The following is a 23,207-nucleotide window of genomic DNA, read 5'->3' as shown; positions in this document are numbered from 1 at the left end:
GAGAACCTGAAAGGAAGCCTGCGATGAAGATGAAATGGACGTCCTCCCTGCTCACGCTGTGCGTGGGCGCCGCGCTGCTCGCATCCGCGCCCGCCCGCGCGCAGAAGCCGGTGGAGCTCACCTTCTCGGCGTGGATCCCGCACACGCACGTGCTCGTCGCCGACTTCATGATGCCGTGGGCGAAGGAGGTCGAGCAGCAGACCGAAGGGCGCGTGAAGATCACCTTCCTGCCCAAGCCGGTGAGCAACCCGGTCGGCCACCTCGACGCCGTGCGCAACGGCGTGGTGGACCTGGCCTTCATCTCGCACTCGTACTACCCGGGCCGCTTCGACCTGATGAAGTTCGGCATCCTGCCGTTCTCGGGCAACAGCGCGGTGTCGACCTCGGTGGCGTCCTGGCGCATCTACGACAAGTACCTGCGCGCGGCCGACGAGCACCGCGGCGTGAAGCTGCTGGGCATCTACGGCCACGGCCCGGGCGGCGTCTACACCACGGGCAAGGCGGTGCAGAAGGTCGAGGACTTCGAAGGGCTCAAGCTGCGCATCGGCGGCGGCATCCAGGCCGACCTGGCGCGCGTGCTCAAGTTCAACGCGGTCGTGAAGCCCGCGCCCGAGTCCTATGAGCTCATGAGCACCGGCGTCGTCGACGGCGTGCTGTTCCCGCCGGAGTCGGTGTCGTCCTTCCGGCTCGACTCGGTGGTGAAGAGCGCCACGCTGTTCCCGGGCGGCCTCTATGCCGACCTGCACGGCATCATCATGAACAACGACGCGTTCAAGCGCCTGCCGGCGCGCGACCAGGCGATCCTCACGAAGCTCTCGGGAGAGCACATCGCGCGCATGGGCGGCAAGGCCTGGGGCGACGCCGACACGGCGGCCCTCGCGGCCCTGAAGGCGAAGAACGTGACCTTCCACCAGGCGAACGACGCGCTCGTGTCCGGCATCCGCGCGCGCACCGCCGGCTTCGAGCAGGAGTGGCTCGCCGCCGCCAAGGCCAAGGGCATCGACGGCCCGAAGGTGCTCTCCGATTTCCGCGCCGAACTGAAGGCGCTGGAAGCGGGCAAGTAAGCGCCGCGCATGCACCTGCTCCTGCGCATCCTGCGCGGCGCGTTGAAGCGCGCGGCCGAACTCTGCCTGGCCGCGCTCGCGCTGCTCACGCTCGCCGACGTGCTGGGAAGATACGTGTTCAACGTGTCGATCACCGGCGCCGTGGAACTCACCGAGATCCTGATGGTGGGCGTGATCTTCTGCGGCATGGTGCTGGCCACGGGGCGGCGCGAGCACGTCGCCGTCGACCTGGTGCCGGTGCCGCGCAGCCGCGCGGGATCGCTCGCGCTCGCGACGCTCAGCCACCTGCTCGCCGTGGGCGTGAGTGTGCTGCTCGGCGCGGCGAGCTGGCAGCAGGCGCAGTCGGCGCTGGAGTACGCGGACCAGACCACCATGCTGCGGCTGCCGCTCGCGCCTGTGGTGTTCTTCATGAGCCTGATGTTGTTCGTGAACGCGATCGTGCAGCTCGGGCTGCTGTGGGCCGACGCGCGCCGCAAGGAGGCGCATGACTGAAGCGATGCTCGGTTTCGGGGCCATGCTGGTCCTGATCTTCCTGCGCGTGCCGATCGCGTTCTCGATGGCGCTGGTCGGCCTGACGGGCCTCGCCACGATGCGCGGCTGGCCCGGCGCCTTCGCCATGGTCGGCGGCGTCGTGCGCGAAAGCGGCTTCCAGTACCTGCTGTCGGTGGTGCCGCTGTTCATCCTGATGGGCAACTTCATCACCCACGCGGGTCTCTCGCGCGAGCTGTATGCGGCGGCCTATGCCTTCCTGGGCCACAGGCGCGGCGGGCTCGCCATGTCCACCGTGGTGGCCTGCGGCGGCTTCGGCGCCGTGTGCGGCTCCAGCCTCGCGACGGCTGCCACCATGTCGAAGGTGGCCTATCCCGAGATGCGCAAGCTGGGCTACAGCGACGGCCTCGCCTCCGGCTCCATCGCCGCGGGCGGCACGCTGGGCATCCTGATCCCGCCTTCGATCGTGATGGTGGTCTACGCCATCCTCACGGAACAGAGCATCGGCAAGATGTTCGCCGCCGGCATCCTGCCGGGCCTGGTCGCGATCCTGTTCTACCTGGGCGCCGTGCGCTGGACGGTCTGGCGCAATGCCGATGCCGGCCCGCCCGGTCGCCGCATGCCGTGGCCCGAGCGGCTGCGCGCCTTGCGGGAGGTGTGGGGCGTGCTGGTGCTCTTCGCGGTGGTGATGGGCGGCATCTATGGCGGCGTGTTCAGCTCCACGGAGGCCGCGGGCATAGGCGCCTGCGGGGCGTTCGTGTTCGCCCTGCTGCGCGGCCGCCTGACCTGGAAGGTCCTGTCGGACGTGCTGCTGGAATCCTCGCGCACCACGGGCATGCTGTTCCTGGTGCTGATCGGCGCGCTCACGTTTGCCAACTTCATCAACTTCACCACGCTGCCCGCCGACCTGCAGGAGTACGTGCGGCACTTCGGGATCCGCCCGCTCTTCGTCATCCTGCTGATCTGCGCGATCTACATCGTGCTGGGCTGCCTGATGGAGAGCATGTCGATGATCCTGCTCACCGTGCCGCTGTTCTACCCGCTGGTGCAGTTCCTCGGCTACGACCTGATCTGGTTCGGCATCCTGGTGGTGGTCGTCACCGAGATCAGCTTCATCACGCCGCCGGTCGGCATGAACGTGATGGTGCTCAAGAGCCTGCTGCCCGACGTGTCCATGGGAACGCTGTTCCGCGGCGTCGGCCCCTTCGTGGTGGCGGACCTGCTGCGGCTGGCCGTGCTCATCGCCTTCCCTTCCATCGCACTGCTGCTGCCGCGTTTCGTGGCCTAGGCCGGAGTCCCAACGATGATCGTCGACCAGAGAACCTACACCATCCAGATCGGCCTCGTGCGCGACTTCCTCGCGCTCTACGCGGCCGAGGGCCTGCCCGTGCAGAGCGAGCACCTCGGCCCGCCCCTGGGCTACTACACCACCGAGGTGGGCGAGGTGAACGAGGTGGTGCACCTCTGGCAGTACACCGACATGGCGGACCGCGAGCGGCGCCGCGCGGCGCTGGAGGCGGACCCGCGCTGGCTCGCCTACCGGCGCAAGGCCGGCGCGGCCGGGCAGGTGCTGCGACAGCGCAATGCGATCCTGCGGGCCGTGGACTTCAAGGCGCTGGTGCCTGCGCGGCCGGCCTGAGCGTCGCCCTCACGACGTGCGCCGCACCCGCCGGCGCCGCTTCACCAGCACCGCCACGGTCCAGCCCACCTGCACGAGCACCCAGGCCAGGATGCTCCCCGCCACGGCGAAGATCACCATCCCGACGATGATCGGGCGGCCGATCTCGCGCGCCCGCTCTATCCAGTCCCGCGCACCTCCACGTGCCGGGGCGGCGCTGGACTGCTCCGTGCCCCGTGCCAGCGCCTCGGCTTCCTCCGGTCGCGTGGGCTCCCCCAGCACGGCGGAGCCCGTGCGGTAAGCCAGCACGAAGATGGGGCCGAAGGTCACGGGATTCGTGACGAGCGTCGAGAGCGCCGCCACGGGCAGGTTGGCGCGCAACAGCAGCGCGAGCAGGGCGGCCCCCGCGATCTGCGCCACCGGGATCATGAAGCCGCAGAAGACGCCGGCGGCTGCGCCCAGCGCCACGCGGCGCCGGCTGAGTTGCCACAGCACCGGCCGCCCGAGCAGCGGCGCGAGCCAGCGCAGCCCCGGCTGCTGCCGCAGCTTCTCCTCGGTCGGTGTCCAGCGTCGTATCCAGTCGCGCATCCGCGCATCCTACAGGCGTCACCCTGGAGCAAGAGTGCCGCGCCGATCTCCGATACATTCCCCTGGCCACTCCTCCATTCCAAGCAGGTTCCTCCATGCAATCCATCAAGAGCCGCGCCGCCGTGGCCTTCGCGGCGGGCCAGCCGCTGCAGATCGTCGAGCTCGATGTCGCTCCGCCCCGCAAGGGAGAGGTGCTGGTCAGGATCACGCACACGGGCGTGTGCCACACGGATGCGTTCACCCTGTCGGGCGACGACCCCGAAGGGCTGTTCCCCGCCGTGCTGGGACACGAAGGCGCCGGCATCGTCGTCGAGGTGGGCGAGGGCGTCACCAGCGTGAAGCCTGGCGATCACGTGATCCCGCTCTACACGGCCGAATGCGGGGAATGCCTGTTCTGCAGGAGCGGCAAGACCAACCTGTGCGTCGCCGTGCGCGCGACCCAGGGCAAGGGCGTGATGCCGGACGGCACCACCCGCTTCTCGTACCAGGGCCAGCCGGTCTACCACTACATGGGCTGCTCCACGTTCAGCGAGTACACGGTCGTGGCCGAAGTCTCGCTCGCGAAGATCCATCCCGACGCGAACCCCGAACAGGTGTGCCTGCTCGGTTGCGGCGTGACCACCGGCCTCGGCGCGGTGAAGAACACGGCCAAGGTGCAGGAGGGCGACACCGTCGCCGTGTTCGGCCTCGGCGGCATCGGCCTGGCCGTGATCCAGGGCGCGAAGATGGCCGGGGCGGGCCGCATCATCGCGATCGACACCAACCCGGGCAAGTTCGACCTCGCGCGGACCTTCGGCGCGACGGACTGCGTGAATCCCAAGGACCACGAGAAGCCCATCCAGCAGGTGATCGTCGAGATGACGGGCTGGGGCGTCGACCATTCCTTCGAGTGCATCGGCAACGTCAACGTCATGCGCGCGGCGCTGGAGTGCGCGCATCGTGGATGGGGCCAGTCCGTCGTGATCGGCGTCGCCGGCGCGGGCCAGGAAATCTCCACGCGCCCCTTCCAGCTCGTGACCGGCCGGCGCTGGCTGGGCACGGCGTTCGGCGGCGTGAAGGGCCGCAGCCAGCTCCCCGGCATGGTGGAGGACGCGATGGCCGGCCGCATCCAGCTCGCGCCCTTCGTGACGCACACGATGCCGCTCACCGGCATCAACGAGGCCTTCGACCTGATGCACGAGGGCAAGTCCATCCGTTCCGTCGTGCACTACTGATCGCCGCGGCTAGGGCGCGGAAGCCACCTTCGCCCCCGGCGCGATCGTCGGGGGCGCTGCATTCAGCGCTTCCATCGCGAAGCCCGCGGCCGCCTTGTAGCGCGCCATGTAGGCTTCGCGCTCCGCGGCCGGGATCACCTGGTCGATGTCGTCGAAGACGCCGCCGCAGCGCTCGTCGACCAGCCCGAGCAGCCCGAACGGACCCGAGCCGCGGTTGCGCAGGACCAGCGCGGAAATGTCCGCGCAGAGCTTCCGGTCGTAGGCCTGCAGCGCTTCGGCGCCGACGCCGTGCTCCACCATCGCCGCGCCCAGCACGCGCGCATCGACGATCGCCTGGCTCGCGCCGTTGGAGCCCACCGGGTACATCACGTGCGCCGCGTCGCCCAGCAGCGCGACGCGCCCGTCCACCCAGGTCGGCACCGGATCGCGATCGATCATCGGGTACTCGAAGATTTCGCTCGCGCCGCGCAGCATGGAAGGCACGTCGAGCCAGCTGAAGTCCCAGCCGTCGAAGTGGTGCGCGAAGTCCGCGAGCTGCACGCGGCGGTTCCAGTCGCCGTGCGTCCAGCCCTCGCGGTTGTCGACGGTGATCTCCGCGATCCAGTTGATCGTGGCGAGCCCGGTCTTCGCATCAGGCTGCGAGATCGGATAGAAGACGACGCGGTGCTTCAGGCTGCCCACGCCCACGAAGGAAGCGCCGGAGCGGATGGGAACACCCGGCGTCGTGCCGCGCCACATGATCGCGCCGCCCCACTGGATGGGAGGCTGCGCCGGATGCATCTGCGCGCGGATGGACGAATGCAGTCCGTCCGCCGCCACGAGCAGCGAGCCCTGCACTTCCAGCGTGCGGCCGTCGCGCGTCTGGATCGTGGCGACGACGCCGTCGGCCTCGTTGCGGTAACCGAGCACGCGGTGCCCGAGCTGCACGGAGCCGGGGCCCAGCCGCTCCAGCACCGCGCGGTACAACAGCATCTGCAGCCGGCCGCGATGCACGGAGTACTGCGGCCAGCGATAGCCGGCGAGCAGCCCGCGCGGCTCGCTGTAGACGTCCTTGCCGTTGCGTCCGACGAGGGCCCACTCGCGCGCCTGGATGCCGATGGCGTCGAGCACGGATGCATCCAGGCCGAGGTCGAACAGCTCCCGCACGGCGTTCGGTTGCAGGTTGATGCCGACACCCAGCGGCTGCACTTGCGCCACCGCTTCGAAGACGACGCACGGCACGCCGACCTGGTGCAGCGTCAGCGCCAGGCCGAGGCCGCCGATGCCGCCCCCGGCGATGAGGACGGGGCGTTGCGGGCGGGTCGGGCCGGCGGCGGCAGTCATGCGGCCATTGTCCGTCATCGCCCCGGGTCCCCGTAAGGGCTCACCCTGCGCAAGGGCGTGCGAAGTCGGATGCACCTACACTTTCCGCATTGCCGGCAACCCCTCCCTGCGCTCCACCCATGCGGCATCTCTTCAGCCCGGACGGCCTCGCGGCCCTGGACGCGGTCATCTCCCGGGCACCCCTCGTCGGCTTCGACTTCGACGGAACCCTGGCTCCCATCGTCCCGCGGCCCGAAACCGCCCGCGTGCCGCTCCCCTTGCGCCATCGCCTGGAGCGCCTGTCCGCCCTGCTGCCCGTGGCCGTCGTCTCCGGCCGCAGCCTGCCGGACCTCTCGGACCGGCTCGGTTTCGAGCCGCGCTACACCGTCGGCAACCATGGAGCCGAGCGCCAGGGCGGCACGTCCGCGGCGGGGCACGAACTCGATGGCTTGCGCGACTGGCTGCGCCGGTACGCGGCGGGCTTGCACGCGGCGGGCGTGGTGGTGGAGGACAAGGGCCTGTCCCTCGCGCTGCACTACCGGACGGCGTCCCGGCCCGACCACGCGCTGGCGACCATCCGCGAGTTGCTGCGTCCCTTCGGCGCGGCGCTGCATACCTTCCCCGGCAAGATGGTGGAGAACGTCACCGCACCGGGCAGTCCCGACAAGGCGGTGGCCGTGCACGACCTCGTGCGCGAGAGCGGCGCGCCTTGCGCGGTCTTCTTCGGCGACGACGTGAACGACGAACCCGTCTTCGCTTCCGCTCCGGCCGACTGGCTCACCGTGCGCGTGGGGTTCGACGACCGCGAGACGCAGGCCGCGTTCTTCATCCACCACACGCAGGAGATGGTGCCGGTCATCGACCGCATGCTCGCGCGGCTGGTGGCGGACGCCTGAGGCACCAAAAAAAGAAGCGGCCAGGGGCCGCTTTGCAAGAGTCCTCGTTCTGGACAACGCATTGTCCGCTTGCGCCGCGCCTTTTCCGCGGACGCGCCCGTAAGGGCGAACCCGCGGCGCGCCGGCGTCCCGGCGGGGCCTCGCGTCAGGCGGCGTCCTTGCCCGCGGCGTTGGCGATCCGCATCAGCTCCGCGAGGTTGCGCGCGCCGAGCTTCGTCATGATGCGGGACTTGTGGACTTCCACGGTGCGCGGGCTGATGCCGAGGCGCTCGCCGATGCCGCGGTTGTCCACGCCGTCCACCACCAGCGCCAGCACTTCGCGTTCGCGCTGCGACAGCGCGGTGGCGGCCGGGCGCGTCCCGAGCGCGCTGGCATCCGGTGGCAGTCCTGCCATCCCACGCTCGATCGCCGCCAGCAGCTGCGCGTGGTCGAACGGCTTCTCGATGAAGTCCACGGCGTTCCAGCGGAACGCCTGGCGCGCCGCGGCCAGGTCGCCGTGGCCGGTGATGATGATGACCGGCAGCCGGGAAGGGTGCTTCGCGAGCGCTTCCTGCATCTCCAGCCCCGACATGCCCGGCATGCGGATGTCCGCGATCACCACGCCGCGCCAGTCGGGCGTCAGCGCGCCGAGGAAGTCCTCGGCGCAGGCGAAGAGGGCGGTCGGGTAGCCGCGCAGGCTGAGGAGCAGCGAGAGCGCGTCCCGTACCGAGGCGTCATCCTCGACGATGAACACGGACTGGCGGTGGAGGGGGCTATGCATCGGCGACGGGGGATTCGAGCGGAAGCGTGAACAGGAAGCGCCCGCCGGGGCCGGGCTCGGCCCACAGCCGGCCGCCGTGGGCCTCGACGATGGAGCGGCTGATGGCCAGGCCGATGCCCATGCCGCCCGGCTTGTCGGAACGGCGCCGTTCGAACACGAGCGCGAGGTCTTCGCCGTGGAGGCCGGGGCCGCTGTCGGTCACCGCGATGACCATGTCGGCGTCTTCCTGTTTCGCTTCGACCGCGACCCACGCCGGCAGGTTCCCGCCGCGCCCCGCGGCGGAGGCTGCATCCATGGCATTGGCCAGCAGGTTGCGCAGCACCACGCCGACCTGCAGCGGGTCGACCCATGCGACGGCGTCGGCGGGTTCGCAGTGCCAGGACAGCTGCAGGTCCAGGCCGACGGCCCGCGCGATCTGGTCGCGATGCGCTTCCTCCAGCAGCTGCGCGAGGGAGGTGGGCTTCAGGTCGGTGGCGCGGTCGCGGAAGAAATCGCGCAAGCGCCGCACGACGTCGGCGGCACGGTGCGCCTCCTCCGCGAGCTTGGCGGTGATGTCCAGCATCAGCTCGGCCTGGCTGCGGTCGCCTTGCCGGATCTGTTCGGCGAGCACCTGCGACGCGTGGGCATAGGTGCTCATGGCCGTGAGCGGCTGGTTCAGTTCGTGCGCGAGGCCGGCCGCCATGTCACCCGCGGCCGCGAGGCGCAGCGACGCGCGCAGCGTGCGCGCAGCTTCCTCGCGCTCGTCCACCGTGGCCCCGAGCAGCAGGCTCGTGACCGCGAGCACGGCGACGAGCACCTGCAGCTGGAACACGGTGAGCGGCTGGTACTCCGCCGCCTGCACGGCGGCGATCACCGCGAGCTGCAGCACCGCGGTGGACCAGACCGCGCCCGTGATGCCATGGCGCGATGCGCACCAGACCACGGGAAGGAACAGCACGTAGAAGTACCGGAACTGCTCTTCCGCCGGCCGCGAGAACACCGCGATCACGGCGACCGCGGTGACGAGGACGGCGGCCCACCATTCGGGGTTGCGGAACATCGCCCGCGTGGCGGCGCGCCGCTCGCGGCTGCCCAGGAGCAGCAGCAGCGGCAGCGTGACCACGAGCGCGGCACCGTCGCCGATCGCGCTGCGATGGATGGCGGTCAGCACGCGGTCGGCCGCCACTTCGCCCGTCCAGTACAGGCCCGCCACCTGCAGCGTCGAAGCGAGGAGGGCGCCGCCGCCCGCGATGACGAAGAAGCGCAGCAGCAGCCTGCGCGTGACCGGTTCGGACCCGGGCCGTGCCCAGCGCCGCAGCGCGGCCGCCGTGGCCACGTAGCCGGCCACCAGCAGCGCGGTGGAACCGAACAGCGCGGCCCCTCCGAGCGGGCGCTCGGGCACCAGCGCTTCGCCCGACAGCGTGGCGAGCCACACGAGCCACCAGCTGCGGGGATGCCACAGGAGCATGCCGACCGCGAGCGCGGTCTGCGGGTTCCAGGGCGTGATGTTGAGGCCGCGCGCGGGATGGATGAAGCTGACCCAGGCGAGTGCCAGCGACAGCGCCAGGTAGGCCGCCAGCCGCGCCTGCGGTCGCGCCCATGCCGCTGCGAGCATGCGCGGCACGCGCGTGGAAAGACTGGCCATGCCCGATTCTGCCGCCGCCGCGGGGCGGGTCACTGGACTACCCTCCGCGCTACGCGCTGCGGGGCCATGAGCCTTGGGGCGACCCGGCGGCTCATGGCGGGGCGCGCAGCAGGTGGCGGCAGGCCTCTTCCATCAGGCCGGCCGCGACGAAAGCCTGCGGCGTCGGCCGCTTGCCGTGGGGGCCGCGGTCCTCGTGGTACCAGTGCAGGGCGGCCTGCAGGTCGCCGAAGTGGCGCTCGGCCACGCAGAGCACGCGCACGACGTTGCGAAGGTAGCGCTGCAACCTTTCGTCCGAGCCGGGAGCGCCCCGCGGCGCGGAGCCCAGCGCCTGCTGCATCAGCGAGGATGTGCCGGTGCCGACCAGGATCGCCACCGCGGAGGCCTGCAGCGGGTGGCCCGCCCCCATGGCGTGCTCGAGGTCGGCGAGGAGGCGGGACTTGAGCGCCCTGGGTTCGGCTCCGGAAATCATGGTGTTCGACAGAGCGGCGCAGTGTGCCACCCGCTGCGCGCGCGCGGCGGCGCGGCGCCCCATCGCGCGGGTTCGCCCGTAAGGGGACCATTGGCTTGATATCGTGAACAAACAGTCTCGCGTTGCTCGGTTTATCGTGGCGACGCAACCCAATACAGTGGATGCAAGCCCCGCACTCCGGGGCAGCTCCCCCTCGGAAAGGATTGCCAATGACCCCGCTGCCCTCCCTCTTCGTCTCCCACGGCGCCCCCACGTTCGCCATCGAACCGGGGCTCGCCGGGGCCCAGCTGCGCGCGCTGGGGCAGGCGCTGGGCAAGCCGCGGGCCATCGTGGTGGTGTCGCCGCACTGGATGACGCGCGGCGTGGAGATCACCGCCGTCGCGCGGCCGGAAACCGTGCACGACTTCGGCGGTTTCCCGCGCGCCCTCTACGCGCTGCAATATCCCGCGCCGGGCTCGCCGGAACTCGCCGCACGCACGCAGGAAGTGCTGCGCGCCCGCGGAATCGCCGCGTCCCTGGATCCCCATCGCGGCCTGGACCACGGCGCGTGGGTGCCGCTGCTGCACCTGTACCCGGACGCGGACGTGCCCGTCGTGCAGGTGTCCCTGCCGTTCGACACCGACGAAGCGAAGGCCTTCGCGCTCGGTCGCGCGCTGGCGCCGCTCGCGGGCGAAGGCGTGCTGGTCGTCGGCTCGGGCAGCCTGACGCACAACCTGTACGAGTTCCGCATGGGCGATGCCGCCGAGGCCGCGTACGCGCGCGAGTTCTCGCTCTGGATCCGCGAAGCGGTGGAAGCCGGCGATACGGTGCGCCTCACGCAGGCGCTGGAGCGCGCGCCGCATGCCGCGCGCGCGCACCCGAGCACCGAGCACTTCCTCCCGCTGCTCGTGGCGGCGGGGGCGGCGACGGCGGCGCAGCCCACCACCGTCCTGGACGGCGGCATCCGCCACGGCGTGCTGGCGATGGAGTCGTACGTGTTCGGCCGGCACGTGGCCCTGGAAGTCGAGGAGCCTGTGAATGCGTGATGCGTCCATCGTCGTCGCCCGTCCTGCGCAGGCGACGCAGCTCGTGCTGCTGTTCCACGGCGTCGGCTCGTCGCGGCGGTGATGCCCTCGTTCCTCCAGGCGATCGCCCGCTGGCAGCAGGAGACCGGGATCGCCGCGGACCGCACGGTGCTCGTCGGGTTTTCGCAAGGCGCGATCCTCTCGCTGGAGTCCACGCAGGTGGAGGGCGCGCCCGCTTGTGGCCGCGTCGTCGCGATCGCGGGCCGCTTCGCGCAGCCGGTGCGCCGTGCGCCGCCCTGTCCGGTGCACCTGGTCCACGGGGACCAGGACGGCGTGGTGCCGGCGCAGTCCTCGGTGGATGCGGCGGCGGCGCTGCACGGCCTGGGCGCGCAGGTCACGCTGGACCTGCTGCCGGGCCTCGGCCACGGCATCGACGGCCGCGTGGTCCAGGCGTTGCTGCGTCACCTGGAGCGCCCCACGGCCTGAGGTGCCTGCGACGACAATGTCGCGGTGACTTCTTCTCCTTCCCGCGCCGCCGTCATCGGCGGCGGACCGGCCGGCCTGATGGCCGCCGAGGTGCTGGCCCGCGAAGGGCTGGCCGTCGACCTCTTCGATGCCATGCCCTCCGTCGGCCGCAAGTTCCTGCTCGCGGGCCGCGGCGGCCTGAACCTCACGCATTCGGAACCCGCCGACAGGTTCCTCGCGCGGTATGCGGAGCGCAGCGAGGCGCTGCGGGATGCGATCGCCGCCTTCGGTGCCGACGCGGTGCGGCAATGGGCCGAAGGCCTCGGCATAGCCACCTTCGTCGGCACCTCCGGCCGCGTGTTCCCCCAGGACATGAAAGCCGCGCCCTTGCTGCGCGCGTGGCTGCATCGCCTGCGCGCCGCGGGCGTGCGCGTGCACGTGCGCCATCGCTGGACGGGATGGGACGCGGGCACGGGCGAGCTCGTGTTCGACACGCCGAACGGCCCGGTCCGCCACGCCGCCGACGCCACCGTGCTCGCCCTCGGCGGTGCCAGCTGGCCGCGCCTCGGCTCGGACGGCGCCTGGGTGCCGCTGCTGGGCGCGCGCGACGTCGACATCGCGCCGCTGCAAGCGAGCAACTGCGGCTTCGACGTGGCACCCACGCGGCCGGGTGCGAACGGCTGGAGCGACCACCTGCGCCAGCGCTTCGCGGGCCAGCCCGTCAAGCCGGTCGCTGCGCGCATGCCGGGGCAGGCGCCACAGGAGAGCGTGCAAGGCGAGTTCGTGCTGACCGATACCGGCATCGAAGGAAGCCTGGTGTATGCGTTCTCCGCACGGCTGCGCGACGCGATCGCGGCGCACGGGCAGGCCACGTGGCTCATCGACCTGCTGCCGCAGCACACTGCGGACCATGTGCTGGCGGAAACGCGCCGGCCGCGCGGTGCCCGCAGCCTGTCGACGCACCTCAAGAGTCGCCTGGGCATCGAGGGGCTGAAGATGGCGCTGCTGCACGAGCTGCTGTCGCCGCAGCAGCTGCACGATCCGGAGGCGCTGGCGTCGGCGCTGAAGTCCCTGCCGCTGACCCTGGCGCGCTGCCGCCCCGTCGAAGAGGCGATCAGCACGGCCGGCGGGGTGCGGCTGGAGGCGCTGGATGCCAACGGCATGCTGCGCAAGGTGCCTGGCGTGTTCTGCGCGGGCGAGATGCTCGATTGGGAGGCGCCCACGGGCGGCTACCTGCTGACGGCCTGTTTCGCCACCGGCGTCGTGGCGGGGCAGGGCGCGGCACGCTGGCTGCGCCAGCGATGAGGCACGCGCTGCCTACAATGCGCGTCCTTCCGCAATCCGCCCCGCACCGCATTCCCCGATGGACATCGTCGTCAACGAAGAACTCCAGGCCTACATCGATCCGCTGACACCCGACGAATACCGCGCCCTCGAGCGCAGCATCCTGGCCGAGGGCTGCCGCGACGCCCTGGTGCTCTGGGGCGACCTGCTGGTGGACGGCCACAACCGCTACGCGATCTGCCGCAAGCACGGCCTGCCGTTCCAGACGGTGCAGAGCACGCGCTTCCAGTCCATGGAAGACGTGCACCTGTGGATGATCGACCAGCACCTGGGCCGGCGCAGCCTCTCCGACTTCCAGCGCGGCGTGCTCGCGCTGCGCAAGCGCGAGATCGTCGCCGCGCGGCTGGCACGCACGGAACCGGAAGCCGCGTCCGAGGTTTCCGCCCCGGACGCAGCGCCTGCCGACGCGCCCGCTCCCGTCGAGGCGCCTGCCGCCGAGACGCAGGAGACCACGCGCGAGGCGCTCGCCCGCGTGGCCCGCCTGAGCAGCAGCCAGGTCATGCAGATCGAGAAGATCCACAAGCGCGCCGCGCCGGAGGTCGTCGCCGCCGTGAAGGCGGCCGAGATCTCGATCAACGCCGCGGCCACGGTGGCCAGCCTCCCGTGGGAGGAGCAGGTGGCCGCCGCCACCGGCGGCAAGGAGGAACTGAAGCAGGCGGCCAAGCGCGTGCGCGAGTCGCGCAGGAAGCCGGCCGCCGAGGCCGCGCCTGCGTCCGCGCAGGACGACCCGTCGGCGGAGGCGGAGGACACGATCGAGTCCCTGCGCCAGCGCGTCGCCGCCCTCACCGCGGAGAACATGCAGCTGCGCGAGCAGCTGGCGCGCTTGCAGGGCGAAGCCGCCGGCGGCTGACGCTCAGCCCTTCAGCCAGGCCTTGACCGCGTCGAGGTCCGTCAAGGACCGCACCTGCCGGCGCACGTCCTGCAACTCGCCGCGCAGGCGCTGCGCTTCCGAGGAGATGACGCGATCGGCCTTGCGCGGCTGCAGTCCGGACCCCGCCGGCAGGCCGGTCGCGGCGCGAAACGCAGCTTCGAGCCGATGCGCTTCGGCCTGCAGTTCCGCGACCTGCTCCTGCAGCACGGTCACGTAGTGCTGCAGGCGGCGGCCGTCCACCGGCGCCGCGCGTGCCGCATCGACCTGCTCGGCCTGCAATTGCAGCTCCAGCAGCGCCAGCAGGTCTTCGTCGGCGTACGCCTGGTTGGCGTGCTGCATGAGGGCGGTCTTGTGCGCCCGCCGTTGCGCATCGGGCTCGCGGTCCGGGTGCAGTGCGCTCGCGACGCGGCGGTACACGTCGCGCAGCGATTGCGAGACCTCCTGCTCTTCCTTCTTCCGTCGCTTCGCGGCACTGGCGGCACGGCGCTGTGCCGCCCAGGCTGCGCGCTGCGCGGCGGCCGCGGCGGCCTCCTGCTCCCAGGCCTGGGCCAGGTCTTCCAGGAGCCCGTGTCCGCCAAGGGGCGGAGCCGCATCGTCCTGCCGAGGCACCGCGGACGCGGTGTCCTCCGCATGCCGGCTCGCGATGGCGGCCAGCTCGGCATCGTCGTCCAGCTCCAGCAGCGCGGCCGCGGTGTCGCGTACCAGCTCGTCCAGCCGGGCACGCTCCGTGCGCGACAAGCCGGGCTGCAGGCTGGCGTCGTCGAGCGCGAGCACCCATTGCCGCCACGCGGCATGCAGCTCGCGCCGCACCGGCTCGACGGCCTGGTGGTAGCGGGTCGTCCTGTCCTTCCACTCCTGGACGGCGGCACGCCACCGCGCGACCTCCTGGACCAGGGCGTCGAAGCGCGACTGCGCCTGCTCCTGCACCGGGCCGGGCGCGCCTCGTACAATGCTCGCCCCGACAGGCAGCTGCGCGCGAGACATTCCCATTTCGATCATCCTTTCCCACCAGGTGCTGGACGAGATTCTGCAGAAGCACAAGATCAAGTCCAACGACCTCGCCGCCATCGACAGGCTGTTCGGCGGCGCCGACGGCTATTACTGGTACCACACGCTGCGGCACATGTGCCCGAAGAACGCCATCATGACGTGGCGCAGCGAGGACGAGATGCGCGCGGCCGTGCAGGACCACGAGAACGAGACGGCCGCCGAAGACGAGGTGAAGCCGCAGGTCCTGCAGGACGCGCACGTGGCGGCCATCGTGAAGCTGCTGTCGGTGCGCGGTTGAAGCCGCGCCATCGGCCCGACGCAAGGTCAATCGCCGGCAGCGTTGTAGGGTGGCGCGGCGAAGCCGCGGCCGGTGAGCGAAAGCGAACCCCACCGGACGGCGCCCATGTTGGCCGCCCATCGGTGGGGTTCACTTCGTTCACCTTCCCGGCGTTCCGCCGGCCACCCTACATGTTCGCGCGCGGCGTGATCAAGCGAGCCGTGACGCGAGCGGACCCCACCGGACTGAAGGCGCGCCATCGGCCCGACGCAAGGTCAATCGCCGGCAGCGTTGTAGGGTGGCGCGGCGAAGCCGCGGCCGGTGAGCGAAAGCGAACCCCACCGGACGGCGCCCATGTTGGCCGCCCATCGGTGGGGTTCACTTCGTTCACCTTCCCGGCGTTCCGCCTGCCACCCTACATGTTCGCGCGCGCCGTGATCGAGCGAGCCGTGACGCGAGCGAACCCCACCGGACGGCGCCCATGTCGGGCACCCCGTCGGTGGGGTTCCGGATCACCTCATCACCGCCGCGAGTTGCGCAGGTGGTCGCTCTCCAGCGACGGCATCCGGAAGTTGCCCTTGCCGCGCTGGCCGTTCACGGCTTGCGTGTTCATCGAGAACTGCAGCACCGCATAGGCGATCGCGTCGCTGTTGACGTCGAGCGCCGTGTCGTTGTTGTTCGCGTACGTGTCGCAGGCGAGGTGGTAGCACGGGTCGTACGCCTGGCCGGCGGTGCCGCCCCAGAGCGCCGCCTCCTGCGCGGTCTTCACGCCTTCGGCGCCGGTGAACAGGCCGCCCGCCGGGATGCCCGCCGCGATGAAGGGCCCGTAGTCGGAGCGCCCGTCGAAGTCGGTGCCCTTGAACGGGATGCCGCGGCTGGTGAAGAAGCCCTCGAACACCTGCTCGACCTGCGCGGAGCCGCCCGGCCCGGGGCCTTCGCCGACGTTGTCGGAGTTGTCGCCGTCGTAGATGAAGAACACGTGGTTGGGCGAGCCGACCATGTCGAAGTTGAGGTACAGGGCGATCTTCGCCTTGTCCGCGTCGCTCAGGCCGGCCACGTAGGCCGTCGAGCCGACCAGCCCCGCTTCCTCGGCGCCCCACCACGCGAAGCGCAGCTTGTTGCGCGGCTTCACCTTCGCCATCTGGAGGGCCGTCTCCAGGATCGCGGCGGTGCCGGAGCCGTTGTCGTTGATGCCCGGCCCGCGCTGCACCGAGTCGAGGTGCGCGCCCGCCATCACCACGTTGTTCGGGTCGCCGCTGCGCGACTCGGCGATCACGTTGTACAGCGTCATCTCCACCGGCGGGTCGACACGCACGCGCGCCGCCGAGCCCGGCGCGGCCAGGGCGGAACCGTCCGCGAACGAAGCGCCGACGACCGGGATGGCCGCCGTGTCCGGCGCCAGCGTGCCCACGATCAGCGGTTCGCGTTCCGGCGTGTTGCCCTGGTTGAAGATGATCACCGCGGAGGCTCCGGCGGCCTGCGCGTTGAGCGCCTTCACCGCGAAGGTGCAGGTGCCGCGCTGGACCAGCGCGATGTTGCCCACCGGGAAGCCCGCGAAGTCCGCCGCCTCGCACCCGCTGGTGCTCGCCCGCGGCGGCACGAGGTTGATGTCGACCGCGGTGACGGGTGCGCTCACGTTGCCGTACCCGGTGCCGGTGAACGCGCCGGAGTCGTACGTTGCAACGGTCGGTGCGGTCTGCTGCAGCAGCGGCAGCGCGACGTAGGTGAACGGGAAGGGGTTCAGCTGCACGTCGTAGCCCGCGGCCGTCATCTGGCCGACGACGTACTGCACGCTCTGCTCGTAGCCGGGCGTGCCCGCGGCGCGCGTGCCGCCGTTCGCATCCGCGATCGCCTGCAGGGCCGCCTGGTGGCGGCGCACGCCGGCGAGCGTGACGCACTGGAGCAGTTTCTCCTGCGTGTTGTTGACGCGCGTGTCGCACGCGCCGCTGTCGGACCCTCCCTTGGCCAGGAGGTCGGAAGTGCCGGCGTCGCCGCCGCCGCCTCCGCACGACACGAGGGCGACCGCGGAAGCGACCGCCAGCAACGAGAGGCCGAGCGAACGCGGCGCAGCGCGCCGCAAGATGGATGGCTGCATGTCACTCCTTCCCTGTCCGCCATGGCGGCGGTGCGGAGAGGATGCGCCGCGCCCGCCAGCCTCTACAAGGGGGCGGGGTGCCGCGATCGGGGGAGGGACGCGTTACATCGTGTGAAGTGTGCAGCGAAGCTCAATGCGCCGCTGCCGGCCGCTCGCGTTCGCGCAGCCGGAAACGCTGGATCTTGCCCGTGGCGGTCTTCGGCAGGTCGGCCACGAACTCGATGAAGCGCGGGTACTTGTAGGGCGCCAGCCTGTCCTTCACGAACGCCTTCAGTTCGGCCTCGCTCGCCGCGGAGCCCGGCTTCAGCACGACGAAGGCCTTGGTCTTGGTCAGGCCCTCCTCGTCTTCCTTGCCGATCACGGCCGCTTCCAGCACCGACGGGTGCTGCACCAGCGTGGCCTCCACCTCGAAGGGGCTCACGTAGATGCCGCTCACCTTGAGCATGTCGTCGCTGCGGCCGGCATAGGTGTACGTGCCGTCCTCGTTGCGCACGTACTTGTCGCCGCTCTTCGTCCAGCCGCCCTGGAAGGTCTCGCGCGTCTTCTGCCGGTTGCCCCAGTAGAGCATCGCCGCGCTCGGACCCTGGATGTAGAGGTCGCCGGGCTCCCCGTCCGGCACCGGCCCGCCGTCCTCGCCGCGCAATTCGATCTCGTAGCCGGGCACCGGCCACCCGGTGGTTCCGTAGCGCACGCGGTCCGGCCGGTTGGACAGGAAGATGTGCAGCATCTCGGTGGAGCCGATGCCGTCGACGATGTCGACGCCGAAGTGCGCCTTGAAGCGTTCGCCGAGATCCGCGGGCAGCGCCTCGCCGGCCGAGGACACGAGCCGCAAGGCCATCTGCGCGCGCGCGGGCAGGTTCGGCGATGCGAGCATGCCGGCGAAGCCGGTGGGCGCGCCGTAGAACACGGTGGGCTTCGCGCCGCCCACGCCGCCGGTGAGGCGGTGGAAGGTCGCGTCCGGCGTCGGGCGCTCGGCCATCAGCAGCGTCGTGGCGCCGGCCGCGAGCGGGAAGGTGAGCGCGTTGCCCAGGCCGTAGGCGAAGAACAGCTTCGCGGCCGAGAAGCACACGTCGTCGCTGCGCAGCTGCAGGACGCCCTTGCCGTACAGCTCGCAGGTCCAGTAGGGATTGGCGTGCGAATGCACGGTGCCCTTGGGACGGCCCGTGGAGCCGGAGGAATAGAGCCAGAACGCGGGATCGTCGGCCCCGGTGCGCGCGGGGCGCGCCAGCGGCGTCGCGGCCTGCAGGAAGGACTCGAACTCCACCTCCGCCGGATGCAGAGGCGCCACCGGGCGCGACACGATCACCTTTGCCACCTCGTGGTCGCTGCGGGTCATCGCCGCCGTGATCGCGGGCAGCAGCGCGCCCGACACCAGCACGGCCTGCGCGCGGGAGTGTTCGAGCATGTACGCGTAGTCGTCGGCCGTGAGCAGCGTGTTCACGGCGACGGGCACGGCGCCGGCATACATCGCGCCGAGGAAGGCTACCGGCCAGTCGTTGCAGTCCTGCATGACGAGCAGCACGCGCTCTTCACGCCGCAGCCCCAGCGCGCGCAGGCCGGCCGCGAGACGGCGCACGCGCTCGTCGAGGGCGCCGTAGGTGAGGGTGCCGAGGTCGTCGACGAAGGCGGCCTTCGCGTGGCGCGATGCGTTGGCGGCCAGCAGGTGCTGCGCGAAGTTGAAGGCCTCGGGCGGCGGCGGGACGGTGGTGGGCGGCATCGGGGTTCCTTCAGTTCAGCTGCGACAGGACAGGGGTGGCGGCCTGCACGGCGGCGCGCCGGTGGTAGAAGTTCAGGGCGCGCACGCCGCCGAGCTCTTCGCCGCCGCCGGCGCGACCCGGGCCGCCATGCAGCGATTGCGGCATCACGTTGCCGTGGCCGGTGTGGAGGACGGCGACGTCCGGCGACACGACGTGCACGCGTCCGTGGCTGTCGGCGAGTTCGAGCGCGGTGGCGCCCAGGCTGCCGGCGTCGCTGCCGTACAGGGAGGCGACGAGCGAGCCCTGGCCGCGGCGCACGAGCGCGAGGCCGTGCGCGAGGTCGCGGTAAGGCATGAGCGTGGCGACGGGGCCGAACACTTCCAGGTCGTGCACCTGCGGGCTCGCGTCGGGGTTGCGCGCACCGAGCAGCGTCGGGCCGACGCAGCACGCGACCGCGGGGTCCGCGTCCACGAGGGCGTGCGAGGCGCCGTCGTGCAGCACCTCGGCGTGCTGCTTCAGTTCCTCGAGGCCGGCGCGCACCGCGCTCAGCTGCGCGCGGCTCACCAGCGCGCCCATGCGCACGGAGTCGTTGCGCGGATTGCCGACCGTGGTCTTCGCCAGGCGTGCGGCGATCGCCTCGGCGGCTTGCGCGTACAGCGCCTCCGGCACGAAGACGCGCCGGATCGCCGTGCACTTCTGGCCGGACTTCTGCGTCATCTCGCGCGCGACTTCCTTCGCGAGCAGGTCGAAGGCCTCGCTGCCCGCCGCTTCGCCGCGCAGGAGCAGCGCGCTGTTGATGCTGTCCGCCTCGATGTTCACGCGGACCGAGCCGCGCGCGATCGCCGGATGCGAGCGGATGATGGCGGCAGTCTCGGCGGATCCCGTGAACGACACGACGTCGAAGGGCTGCAACTGGTCGAGCAGGCCGGCCGAAGAGCCGCACACCACCGACAGCGCGCCGGGCGGCAGGATGCCGGCCGCATTCACGTCCTGCACCATCTGCTGCGTGAGCCAGGCCGTCGCGGTGGCCGGCTTCACGATCACGGGCACGCCCGAGAGCAGGGCAGGACCGGCCTTCTCCCACAGCCCCCAGCCCGGGAAATTGAAGGCGTTGATGAACAGGGCCACGCCGCGCGCGGGCACCAGCACGTGCTGCGACTGGAAGGCGGGATCCTTGCCGAGACGCGCCGCTTCGCCGTCGAGGAGGTGGCGCCGGTCGCCGAGGGTCTCGCCCATCTTCGCGTAGGTGCCCAGGGTGTAGATGCCGCCGTCGACGTCGATGGCCGTGTCGTTCTTCACCGTGCCGCTGTTGGCGGTGGAGATCTCGTCGTAGCGATCGCGGTTGGCCTGCAGCACTTTCACGACCGCGGCCAGCAAGGCGCCGCGCTGCGCATACGTGAGGGCGCGCAGGGCGCGGCCGCCTTCCGCGCGCGCGAAGGCGAAGCCGCCCGCGAGGTCCAGGCCGCCGGCGTCCACGCGGGCGAGTTCGGTGCCGAGCACCGGGTCGAACAGCGCCGTGCCGGCGCCCGTGCCGGCCTGCGGACGGCCGGCGAGATGGTTCAGGAGGAGTTCGCTCATGGAGGGTTCCGGTCAGCGGGAGAGGGGAAGCGGCGGCTGTTGCGGCGGATCAAGATTGCGTTTACCGCCTGGATGCAATATCGTGCATGCGGAATGTAGAAGCAGCCCAAAATCCATGTCAAGCAAAATAATGCATGAATCGGGGTTAACCCTCGGCGACCGGATGCGCGACGTTTCCGAGCCCGCCGACGGCCCCGACGGCAACGGAAAGCATCCTTTCCTCGTGCGGCTGGGGGAGCGGGTGCGCACGCGCCGCAACGGGCGGGGCATGACGCGCAAGGAACTCGCGGCGGCCGCGGGCGTGTCGGAGCGCCATCTCGGCAACCTGGAGCTGGGCGTGGGCAACGCCTCCGTCCTGATCCTCCTGCAGGTGGCGTCGGCCCTGAAATGCAGTCCCGCGGACTTCCTGCAGGACGAAGAGCGCTCCATCGAAGGGGCCTTGATCCGCGAACTGCTCGCGAACCAGGACGATGCGACGCTGCGGCGCGTGAGGGAGGCGATCCTGCCCATCGTCGGTGGCCCGGCAGGTGCCGGCGGCGGGCCTCGTCCGCCGCGGATCGCGCTGATCGGCCTGCGCGGGGCGGGCAAGTCCACGCTGGGGAGCATGCTCGCCGACGATCTCGGCTTCCCCTTCCTCGAGCTGAGCCGCGAGATCGAGAAGTTCGCCGGCTGCACCATCAACGAGATCCAGGCGCTGTACGGCCAGAACGCCTATCGCCGCTACGAGCTGCGGGCCGTCGAAGAGACGCTGCAGATCTATCCGGAGGCGGTGGTGGCCATCCCCGGCGGGCTGGTCGCCGAACCCGCCACCTACAACCTGGTGCTCTCGCACTTCACGACCGTCTGGCTGAAGGCGCATCCGGAAGACCACATGGGCCGCGTCGCCGCCCAGGGCGACCTGCGCCCCATGGCCGGCAACAGGGAGGCCATGGAGGACCTGAAAGGCATCCTCGCGCACCGCACGCCCTTCTACGCGAAGGCCGAGATGCACCTGGACACCAGCGCCAGGCCGCTGGACGAGACCTTCCTGGCGCTGCGGGCCATGGTCCGCAACGCGCTGCAGATCGAGGGAAAACCCTAGGAACAAAAGTGCTTGAATTCTCCCGGCTGCATGCACTATGATGCGTGTACCGTCCAACGCGCTAACGCAGTTTAGTGCATCAGCCTCCGGAGACTTCCTTGACCGCATCTGCCCAGCCCACTCCCGCGCCGGTCGACTACCAGACGCATCCCAGCCAGTACCGCCACTGGAAACTGAGCTTCGACGGCGCGCTCGCGCGGCTGGTCGCGGACTTCGACGAGAACGCCGGCCTGCGCCCCGGCTACAAGCTCAAGCTGAACAGCTACGACCTCGGCGTCGACATCGAGCTGAACGACGCGATCAACCGCATCCGCTTCGAGCATCCTGAGGTCCGCACGGTCATCGTGACGAGCGCGAAGGAGAAGGTGTTCTGCTCCGGCGCGAACATCTTCATGCTGGGCGTGTCGAGCCACGCGTGGAAGGTGAACTTCTGCAAGTTCACCAACGAGACGCGCAACGGGCTGGAGGATTCGTCGCAGAACAGCGGCCTCAAGTTCCTGGCCGCGGTCAACGGCGCCTGCGCCGGTGGCGGCTACGAGCTGGCGCTGGCCTGCGACGAGATCATCCTCATCGATGACCGCAACAGCGCGGTGAGCCTGCCGGAAGTGCCGCTGCTCGGCGTGCTGCCGGGCACGGGCGGCCTGACGCGCGTGACCGACAAGCGCCACGTGCGCCACGACCTCGCCGACATCTTCTGCACCACCGCGGAAGGGGTGCGCGGCCAGAAAGCCGTGGACTGGCGGCTGGTCGACGAAGCGGTCAAGCCCGCGCAGTTCGCCGCCCGCGTGCAGGAGCGCGCGCTGGAACTCGCGGCGAAGAGCGACCGTCCCGCGAACGGCAAGGGCGTGACGCTGGTGCCGCTGCAGCGCACGATCGAAGCCGACGCGCTGCGCTATTCACACGTCACGGTCGAGATCGACCGCACCCGCCGCGTCGCCACCTTCACGGTCAAGGCGCCCGCCGCGCCCGTCGAAAGCGACATCGCCGCCATCGAAGCGAAGGGCGCCGCGTGGTACCCGCTGGTCGTCGCGCGCGAGCTGGAGGACGCGATCCTCTCCATGCGCACGAACGAGCTGGACATCGGGACCTGGCTGGTCAAGACTGAAGGCACTGCCTCGAACGTGCGCTCCATGGATGCCGCCCTGCTCGCCCACAAGGACCACTGGTTCGTGCGCGAGACCATCGGCCTGCTGCGCCGCACGTTCAGCCGCCTCGACGTCTCCAGCCGCAGCCTGTTCGCGCTGATCGAGCCGGGCTCCTGCTTCGCGGGCAGCTTCCTCGAGCTCGCGCTGGCCTGCGACCGCAGCTACCAGCTGGCGCTGCCTTCCGACCCCGCCGCCGCGCCGGCGATCGAAGTGGGCGAGACCAACTTCGGCCTGTATCCGATGGCCACCGGCCAGAGCCGCCTGCAGCGCCGCTTCTATGACGAGGCGCCGGCGCTGGAAGCCGTGCGCGCGAAGGCCGGCCAGCCGCTCGACGCGGATGCCGCGTTCGCCCTCGGCCTCGTCACCAGCAACCCCGACGACATCGACTGGCCCGACGAGACCCGCCTCGCCATCGAGGAGCGCGTCTCCATGAGCCCCGACGCGCTGACCGGCCTGGAAGCCAACCTGCGCTTCAACGGCCCCGAGAACATGTTCACCCGCATCTTCGGCCGGCTCACCGCCTGGCAGAACTGGATCTTCCAGCGCCCCAACGCCGTCGGCGAAAAGGGTGCGCTCAAGGTGTACGGCAAGGGCGAGCGCGCCCACTTCGACTTCAACCGCGTCTGACCCGAGGAG

General features: G+C 70.8%; 22 protein-coding genes. 13 read left to right on the top strand and 9 right to left on the bottom strand.

Annotation, left to right across the window (positions count from 1 at the left end):
- Positions 1-23: 23 nt before the first annotated feature.
- From H8N03_RS16960 to H8N03_RS16945, 4 genes are read left to right on the top strand one after another with little or no spacing between them, the layout of a single operon-like run.
- Positions 24-1,064 carry a TRAP transporter substrate-binding protein gene (locus tag H8N03_RS16960; protein ID WP_187077386.1) on the top strand — a complete coding sequence of 347 codons (1,041 nt, stop codon included), beginning with the start codon at positions 24-26 and terminating at the stop codon, positions 1,062-1,064.
- A 9-nt stretch (positions 1,065-1,073) separates the two neighbouring features.
- A complete protein-coding gene (locus H8N03_RS16955) occupies positions 1,074-1,556 on the top strand; it encodes a TRAP transporter small permease (RefSeq protein ID WP_187077385.1) in 483 nt (160 codons plus the stop codon).
- Entirely contained in the window at positions 1,549-2,841 is a 1,293-nt protein-coding gene (locus H8N03_RS16950; protein ID WP_187077384.1) for a TRAP transporter large permease, read from the top strand. Before H8N03_RS16955 ends, H8N03_RS16950 begins: the two co-directional genes overlap by 8 nt.
- Before the next feature lie 15 nt (positions 2,842-2,856).
- The gene (locus H8N03_RS16945) at positions 2,857-3,192 is read left to right on the top strand and encodes an NIPSNAP family protein (RefSeq protein ID WP_187077383.1); all 336 of its coding nucleotides are present in this window, start codon (positions 2,857-2,859) and stop codon (positions 3,190-3,192) included.
- Between the two features lie 9 nt (positions 3,193-3,201).
- Here the strand turns inward: H8N03_RS16945 and H8N03_RS16940 are convergent, their stop codons facing one another.
- Positions 3,202-3,759: a DUF2062 domain-containing protein gene (locus H8N03_RS16940; RefSeq protein WP_187077382.1), complete on the bottom strand. Its 558-nt coding sequence runs from the start codon at positions 3,757-3,759 to the stop codon at positions 3,202-3,204.
- Between the two features lie 104 nt (positions 3,760-3,863).
- On the opposite strand from H8N03_RS16940, the gene H8N03_RS16935 reads away from it, so the two are divergent.
- The gene (locus H8N03_RS16935; RefSeq protein ID WP_187077522.1) at positions 3,864-4,973 is read left to right on the top strand and encodes an S-(hydroxymethyl)glutathione dehydrogenase/class III alcohol dehydrogenase; all 1,110 of its coding nucleotides are present in this window, start codon (positions 3,864-3,866) and stop codon (positions 4,971-4,973) included.
- Between the two features lie 9 nt (positions 4,974-4,982).
- Here the strand turns inward: H8N03_RS16935 and H8N03_RS16930 are convergent, their stop codons facing one another.
- Positions 4,983-6,296: a flavin-dependent oxidoreductase gene (locus tag H8N03_RS16930; protein ID WP_187077381.1), complete on the bottom strand. Its 1,314-nt coding sequence runs from the start codon at positions 6,294-6,296 to the stop codon at positions 4,983-4,985.
- Positions 6,297-6,415: 119 nt separating this feature from the next.
- Here H8N03_RS16930 and otsB point away from each other — a divergent pair, with 119 nt between their 5' ends.
- On the top strand, positions 6,416-7,171 hold the full coding sequence (gene otsB, locus H8N03_RS16925) for a trehalose-phosphatase (protein WP_187077380.1): 756 nt from the start codon (positions 6,416-6,418) through the stop codon (positions 7,169-7,171).
- Between the two features lie 145 nt (positions 7,172-7,316).
- Here the strand turns inward: otsB and H8N03_RS16920 are convergent, their stop codons facing one another.
- The 3 genes from H8N03_RS16920 to H8N03_RS16910 form a co-directional block, all read right to left on the bottom strand.
- The gene (locus tag H8N03_RS16920; RefSeq protein ID WP_187077379.1) at positions 7,317-7,931 is read right to left on the bottom strand and encodes a response regulator transcription factor; all 615 of its coding nucleotides are present in this window, start codon (positions 7,929-7,931) and stop codon (positions 7,317-7,319) included.
- A complete protein-coding gene (locus H8N03_RS16915; RefSeq protein ID WP_187077378.1) occupies positions 7,924-9,555 on the bottom strand; it encodes an ATP-binding protein in 1,632 nt (543 codons plus the stop codon). The genes H8N03_RS16920 and H8N03_RS16915 overlap by 8 nt, the downstream gene beginning before the upstream one ends.
- A gap of 91 nt (positions 9,556-9,646) precedes the next feature.
- The gene (locus H8N03_RS16910) at positions 9,647-10,024 is read right to left on the bottom strand and encodes a hypothetical protein (RefSeq protein ID WP_187077377.1); all 378 of its coding nucleotides are present in this window, start codon (positions 10,022-10,024) and stop codon (positions 9,647-9,649) included.
- Positions 10,025-10,233: 209 nt separating this feature from the next.
- Between H8N03_RS16910 and H8N03_RS16905 the strand changes: the two genes are divergently transcribed.
- The 4 genes from H8N03_RS16905 (at position 10,234) to H8N03_RS16890 (ending at position 13,687) form a co-directional block, all read left to right on the top strand.
- A complete protein-coding gene (locus H8N03_RS16905) occupies positions 10,234-11,049 on the top strand; it encodes a dioxygenase family protein (protein ID WP_187077376.1) in 816 nt (271 codons plus the stop codon).
- Positions 11,050-11,130: 81 nt separating this feature from the next.
- Positions 11,131-11,514 carry a dienelactone hydrolase family protein gene (locus H8N03_RS16900; protein WP_187077375.1) on the top strand — a complete coding sequence of 128 codons (384 nt, stop codon included), beginning with the start codon at positions 11,131-11,133 and terminating at the stop codon, positions 11,512-11,514.
- 24 nt (positions 11,515-11,538) lie between these two features.
- Positions 11,539-12,798 (top strand): BaiN/RdsA family NAD(P)/FAD-dependent oxidoreductase, encoded by a 1,260-nt coding sequence (locus tag H8N03_RS16895; protein WP_354005137.1) that lies wholly within the window; start codon positions 11,539-11,541, stop codon positions 12,796-12,798.
- A gap of 58 nt (positions 12,799-12,856) precedes the next feature.
- Positions 12,857-13,687 carry a ParB N-terminal domain-containing protein gene (locus H8N03_RS16890; protein ID WP_187077374.1) on the top strand — a complete coding sequence of 277 codons (831 nt, stop codon included), beginning with the start codon at positions 12,857-12,859 and terminating at the stop codon, positions 13,685-13,687.
- A gap of 3 nt (positions 13,688-13,690) precedes the next feature.
- Here the strand turns inward: H8N03_RS16890 and H8N03_RS16885 are convergent, their stop codons facing one another.
- Positions 13,691-14,698, bottom strand: coding sequence for a hypothetical protein (locus H8N03_RS16885; RefSeq protein ID WP_187077373.1), 1,008 nt, complete (start codon positions 14,696-14,698; stop codon positions 13,691-13,693).
- 22 nt (positions 14,699-14,720) lie between these two features.
- On the opposite strand from H8N03_RS16885, the gene H8N03_RS16880 reads away from it, so the two are divergent.
- On the top strand, positions 14,721-14,996 hold the full coding sequence (locus H8N03_RS16880; RefSeq protein ID WP_187077372.1) for a hypothetical protein: 276 nt from the start codon (positions 14,721-14,723) through the stop codon (positions 14,994-14,996).
- A gap of 499 nt (positions 14,997-15,495) precedes the next feature.
- Here the strand turns inward: H8N03_RS16880 and H8N03_RS16875 are convergent, their stop codons facing one another.
- From H8N03_RS16875 to H8N03_RS16865, 3 genes are all read right to left on the bottom strand, one after another.
- Complete coding sequence (locus H8N03_RS16875; protein WP_187077371.1) at positions 15,496-17,070, bottom strand: M28 family metallopeptidase; 1,575 nt, start codon at positions 17,068-17,070, stop codon at positions 15,496-15,498.
- 130 nt (positions 17,071-17,200) lie between these two features.
- Positions 17,201-18,787 carry a benzoate-CoA ligase family protein gene (locus H8N03_RS16870; RefSeq protein WP_187077370.1) on the bottom strand — a complete coding sequence of 529 codons (1,587 nt, stop codon included), beginning with the start codon at positions 18,785-18,787 and terminating at the stop codon, positions 17,201-17,203.
- Between the two features lie 10 nt (positions 18,788-18,797).
- Positions 18,798-20,345: a 3,4-dehydroadipyl-CoA semialdehyde dehydrogenase gene (locus H8N03_RS16865; RefSeq protein ID WP_187077369.1), complete on the bottom strand. Its 1,548-nt coding sequence runs from the start codon at positions 20,343-20,345 to the stop codon at positions 18,798-18,800.
- Between the two features lie 115 nt (positions 20,346-20,460).
- Here H8N03_RS16865 and H8N03_RS16860 point away from each other — a divergent pair, with 115 nt between their 5' ends.
- Together H8N03_RS16860 and boxC are read left to right on the top strand one after the other, a co-directional pair.
- Positions 20,461-21,426 (top strand): helix-turn-helix transcriptional regulator, encoded by a 966-nt coding sequence (locus tag H8N03_RS16860; protein WP_187077368.1) that lies wholly within the window; start codon positions 20,461-20,463, stop codon positions 21,424-21,426.
- Positions 21,427-21,524: 98 nt separating this feature from the next.
- Positions 21,525-23,198 (top strand): 2,3-epoxybenzoyl-CoA dihydrolase, encoded by a 1,674-nt coding sequence (gene boxC / locus H8N03_RS16855; protein WP_187077367.1) that lies wholly within the window; start codon positions 21,525-21,527, stop codon positions 23,196-23,198.
- Positions 23,199-23,207 lie beyond the last annotated feature (9 nt).

The sequence above is a fragment of the Ramlibacter cellulosilyticus genome (assembly GCF_014297465.1).
GTDB lineage: Bacteria > Pseudomonadota > Gammaproteobacteria > Burkholderiales > Burkholderiaceae_C > Ramlibacter > Ramlibacter cellulosilyticus.
Note: the sequence above shows the minus strand (reverse complement) of the source record. Positions and strands in the feature narration are given on the sequence as shown.

Bases quoted from the DNA above. Each gene is read 5' to 3' on its own strand.
- H8N03_RS16960 (WP_187077386.1), top strand. From the start codon at position 24: ATGAAGATGAAATGGACGTCCTCCCTGCTCACGCTGTGCGTGGGCGCC.
- H8N03_RS16955 (WP_187077385.1), top strand. From the start codon at position 1,074: ATGCACCTGCTCCTGCGCATCCTGCGCGGCGCGTTGAAGCGCGCGGCC.
- H8N03_RS16950 (WP_187077384.1), top strand. From the start codon at position 1,549: ATGACTGAAGCGATGCTCGGTTTCGGGGCCATGCTGGTCCTGATCTTC.
- H8N03_RS16945 (WP_187077383.1), top strand. From the start codon at position 2,857: ATGATCGTCGACCAGAGAACCTACACCATCCAGATCGGCCTCGTGCGC.
- H8N03_RS16940 (WP_187077382.1), bottom strand. From the start codon at position 3,759: ATGCGCGACTGGATACGACGCTGGACACCGACCGAGGAGAAGCTGCGG.
- H8N03_RS16930 (WP_187077381.1), bottom strand. From the start codon at position 6,296: ATGACTGCCGCCGCCGGCCCGACCCGCCCGCAACGCCCCGTCCTCATC.
- otsB (WP_187077380.1), top strand. From the start codon at position 6,416: ATGCGGCATCTCTTCAGCCCGGACGGCCTCGCGGCCCTGGACGCGGTC.
- H8N03_RS16920 (WP_187077379.1), bottom strand. From the start codon at position 7,931: ATGCATAGCCCCCTCCACCGCCAGTCCGTGTTCATCGTCGAGGATGAC.
- H8N03_RS16915 (WP_187077378.1), bottom strand. From the start codon at position 9,555: ATGGCCAGTCTTTCCACGCGCGTGCCGCGCATGCTCGCAGCGGCATGG.
- H8N03_RS16910 (WP_187077377.1), bottom strand. From the start codon at position 10,024: ATGATTTCCGGAGCCGAACCCAGGGCGCTCAAGTCCCGCCTCCTCGCC.
- H8N03_RS16905 (WP_187077376.1), top strand. From the start codon at position 10,234: ATGACCCCGCTGCCCTCCCTCTTCGTCTCCCACGGCGCCCCCACGTTC.
- H8N03_RS16900 (WP_187077375.1), top strand. From the start codon at position 11,131: ATGCCCTCGTTCCTCCAGGCGATCGCCCGCTGGCAGCAGGAGACCGGG.
- H8N03_RS16890 (WP_187077374.1), top strand. From the start codon at position 12,857: ATGGACATCGTCGTCAACGAAGAACTCCAGGCCTACATCGATCCGCTG.
- H8N03_RS16885 (WP_187077373.1), bottom strand. From the start codon at position 14,698: ATGGGAATGTCTCGCGCGCAGCTGCCTGTCGGGGCGAGCATTGTACGA.
- H8N03_RS16875 (WP_187077371.1), bottom strand. From the start codon at position 17,070: ATGCAGCCATCCATCTTGCGGCGCGCTGCGCCGCGTTCGCTCGGCCTC.
- H8N03_RS16870 (WP_187077370.1), bottom strand. From the start codon at position 18,787: ATGCCGCCCACCACCGTCCCGCCGCCGCCCGAGGCCTTCAACTTCGCG.
- H8N03_RS16865 (WP_187077369.1), bottom strand. From the start codon at position 20,345: ATGAGCGAACTCCTCCTGAACCATCTCGCCGGCCGTCCGCAGGCCGGC.
- H8N03_RS16860 (WP_187077368.1), top strand. From the start codon at position 20,461: ATGTCAAGCAAAATAATGCATGAATCGGGGTTAACCCTCGGCGACCGG.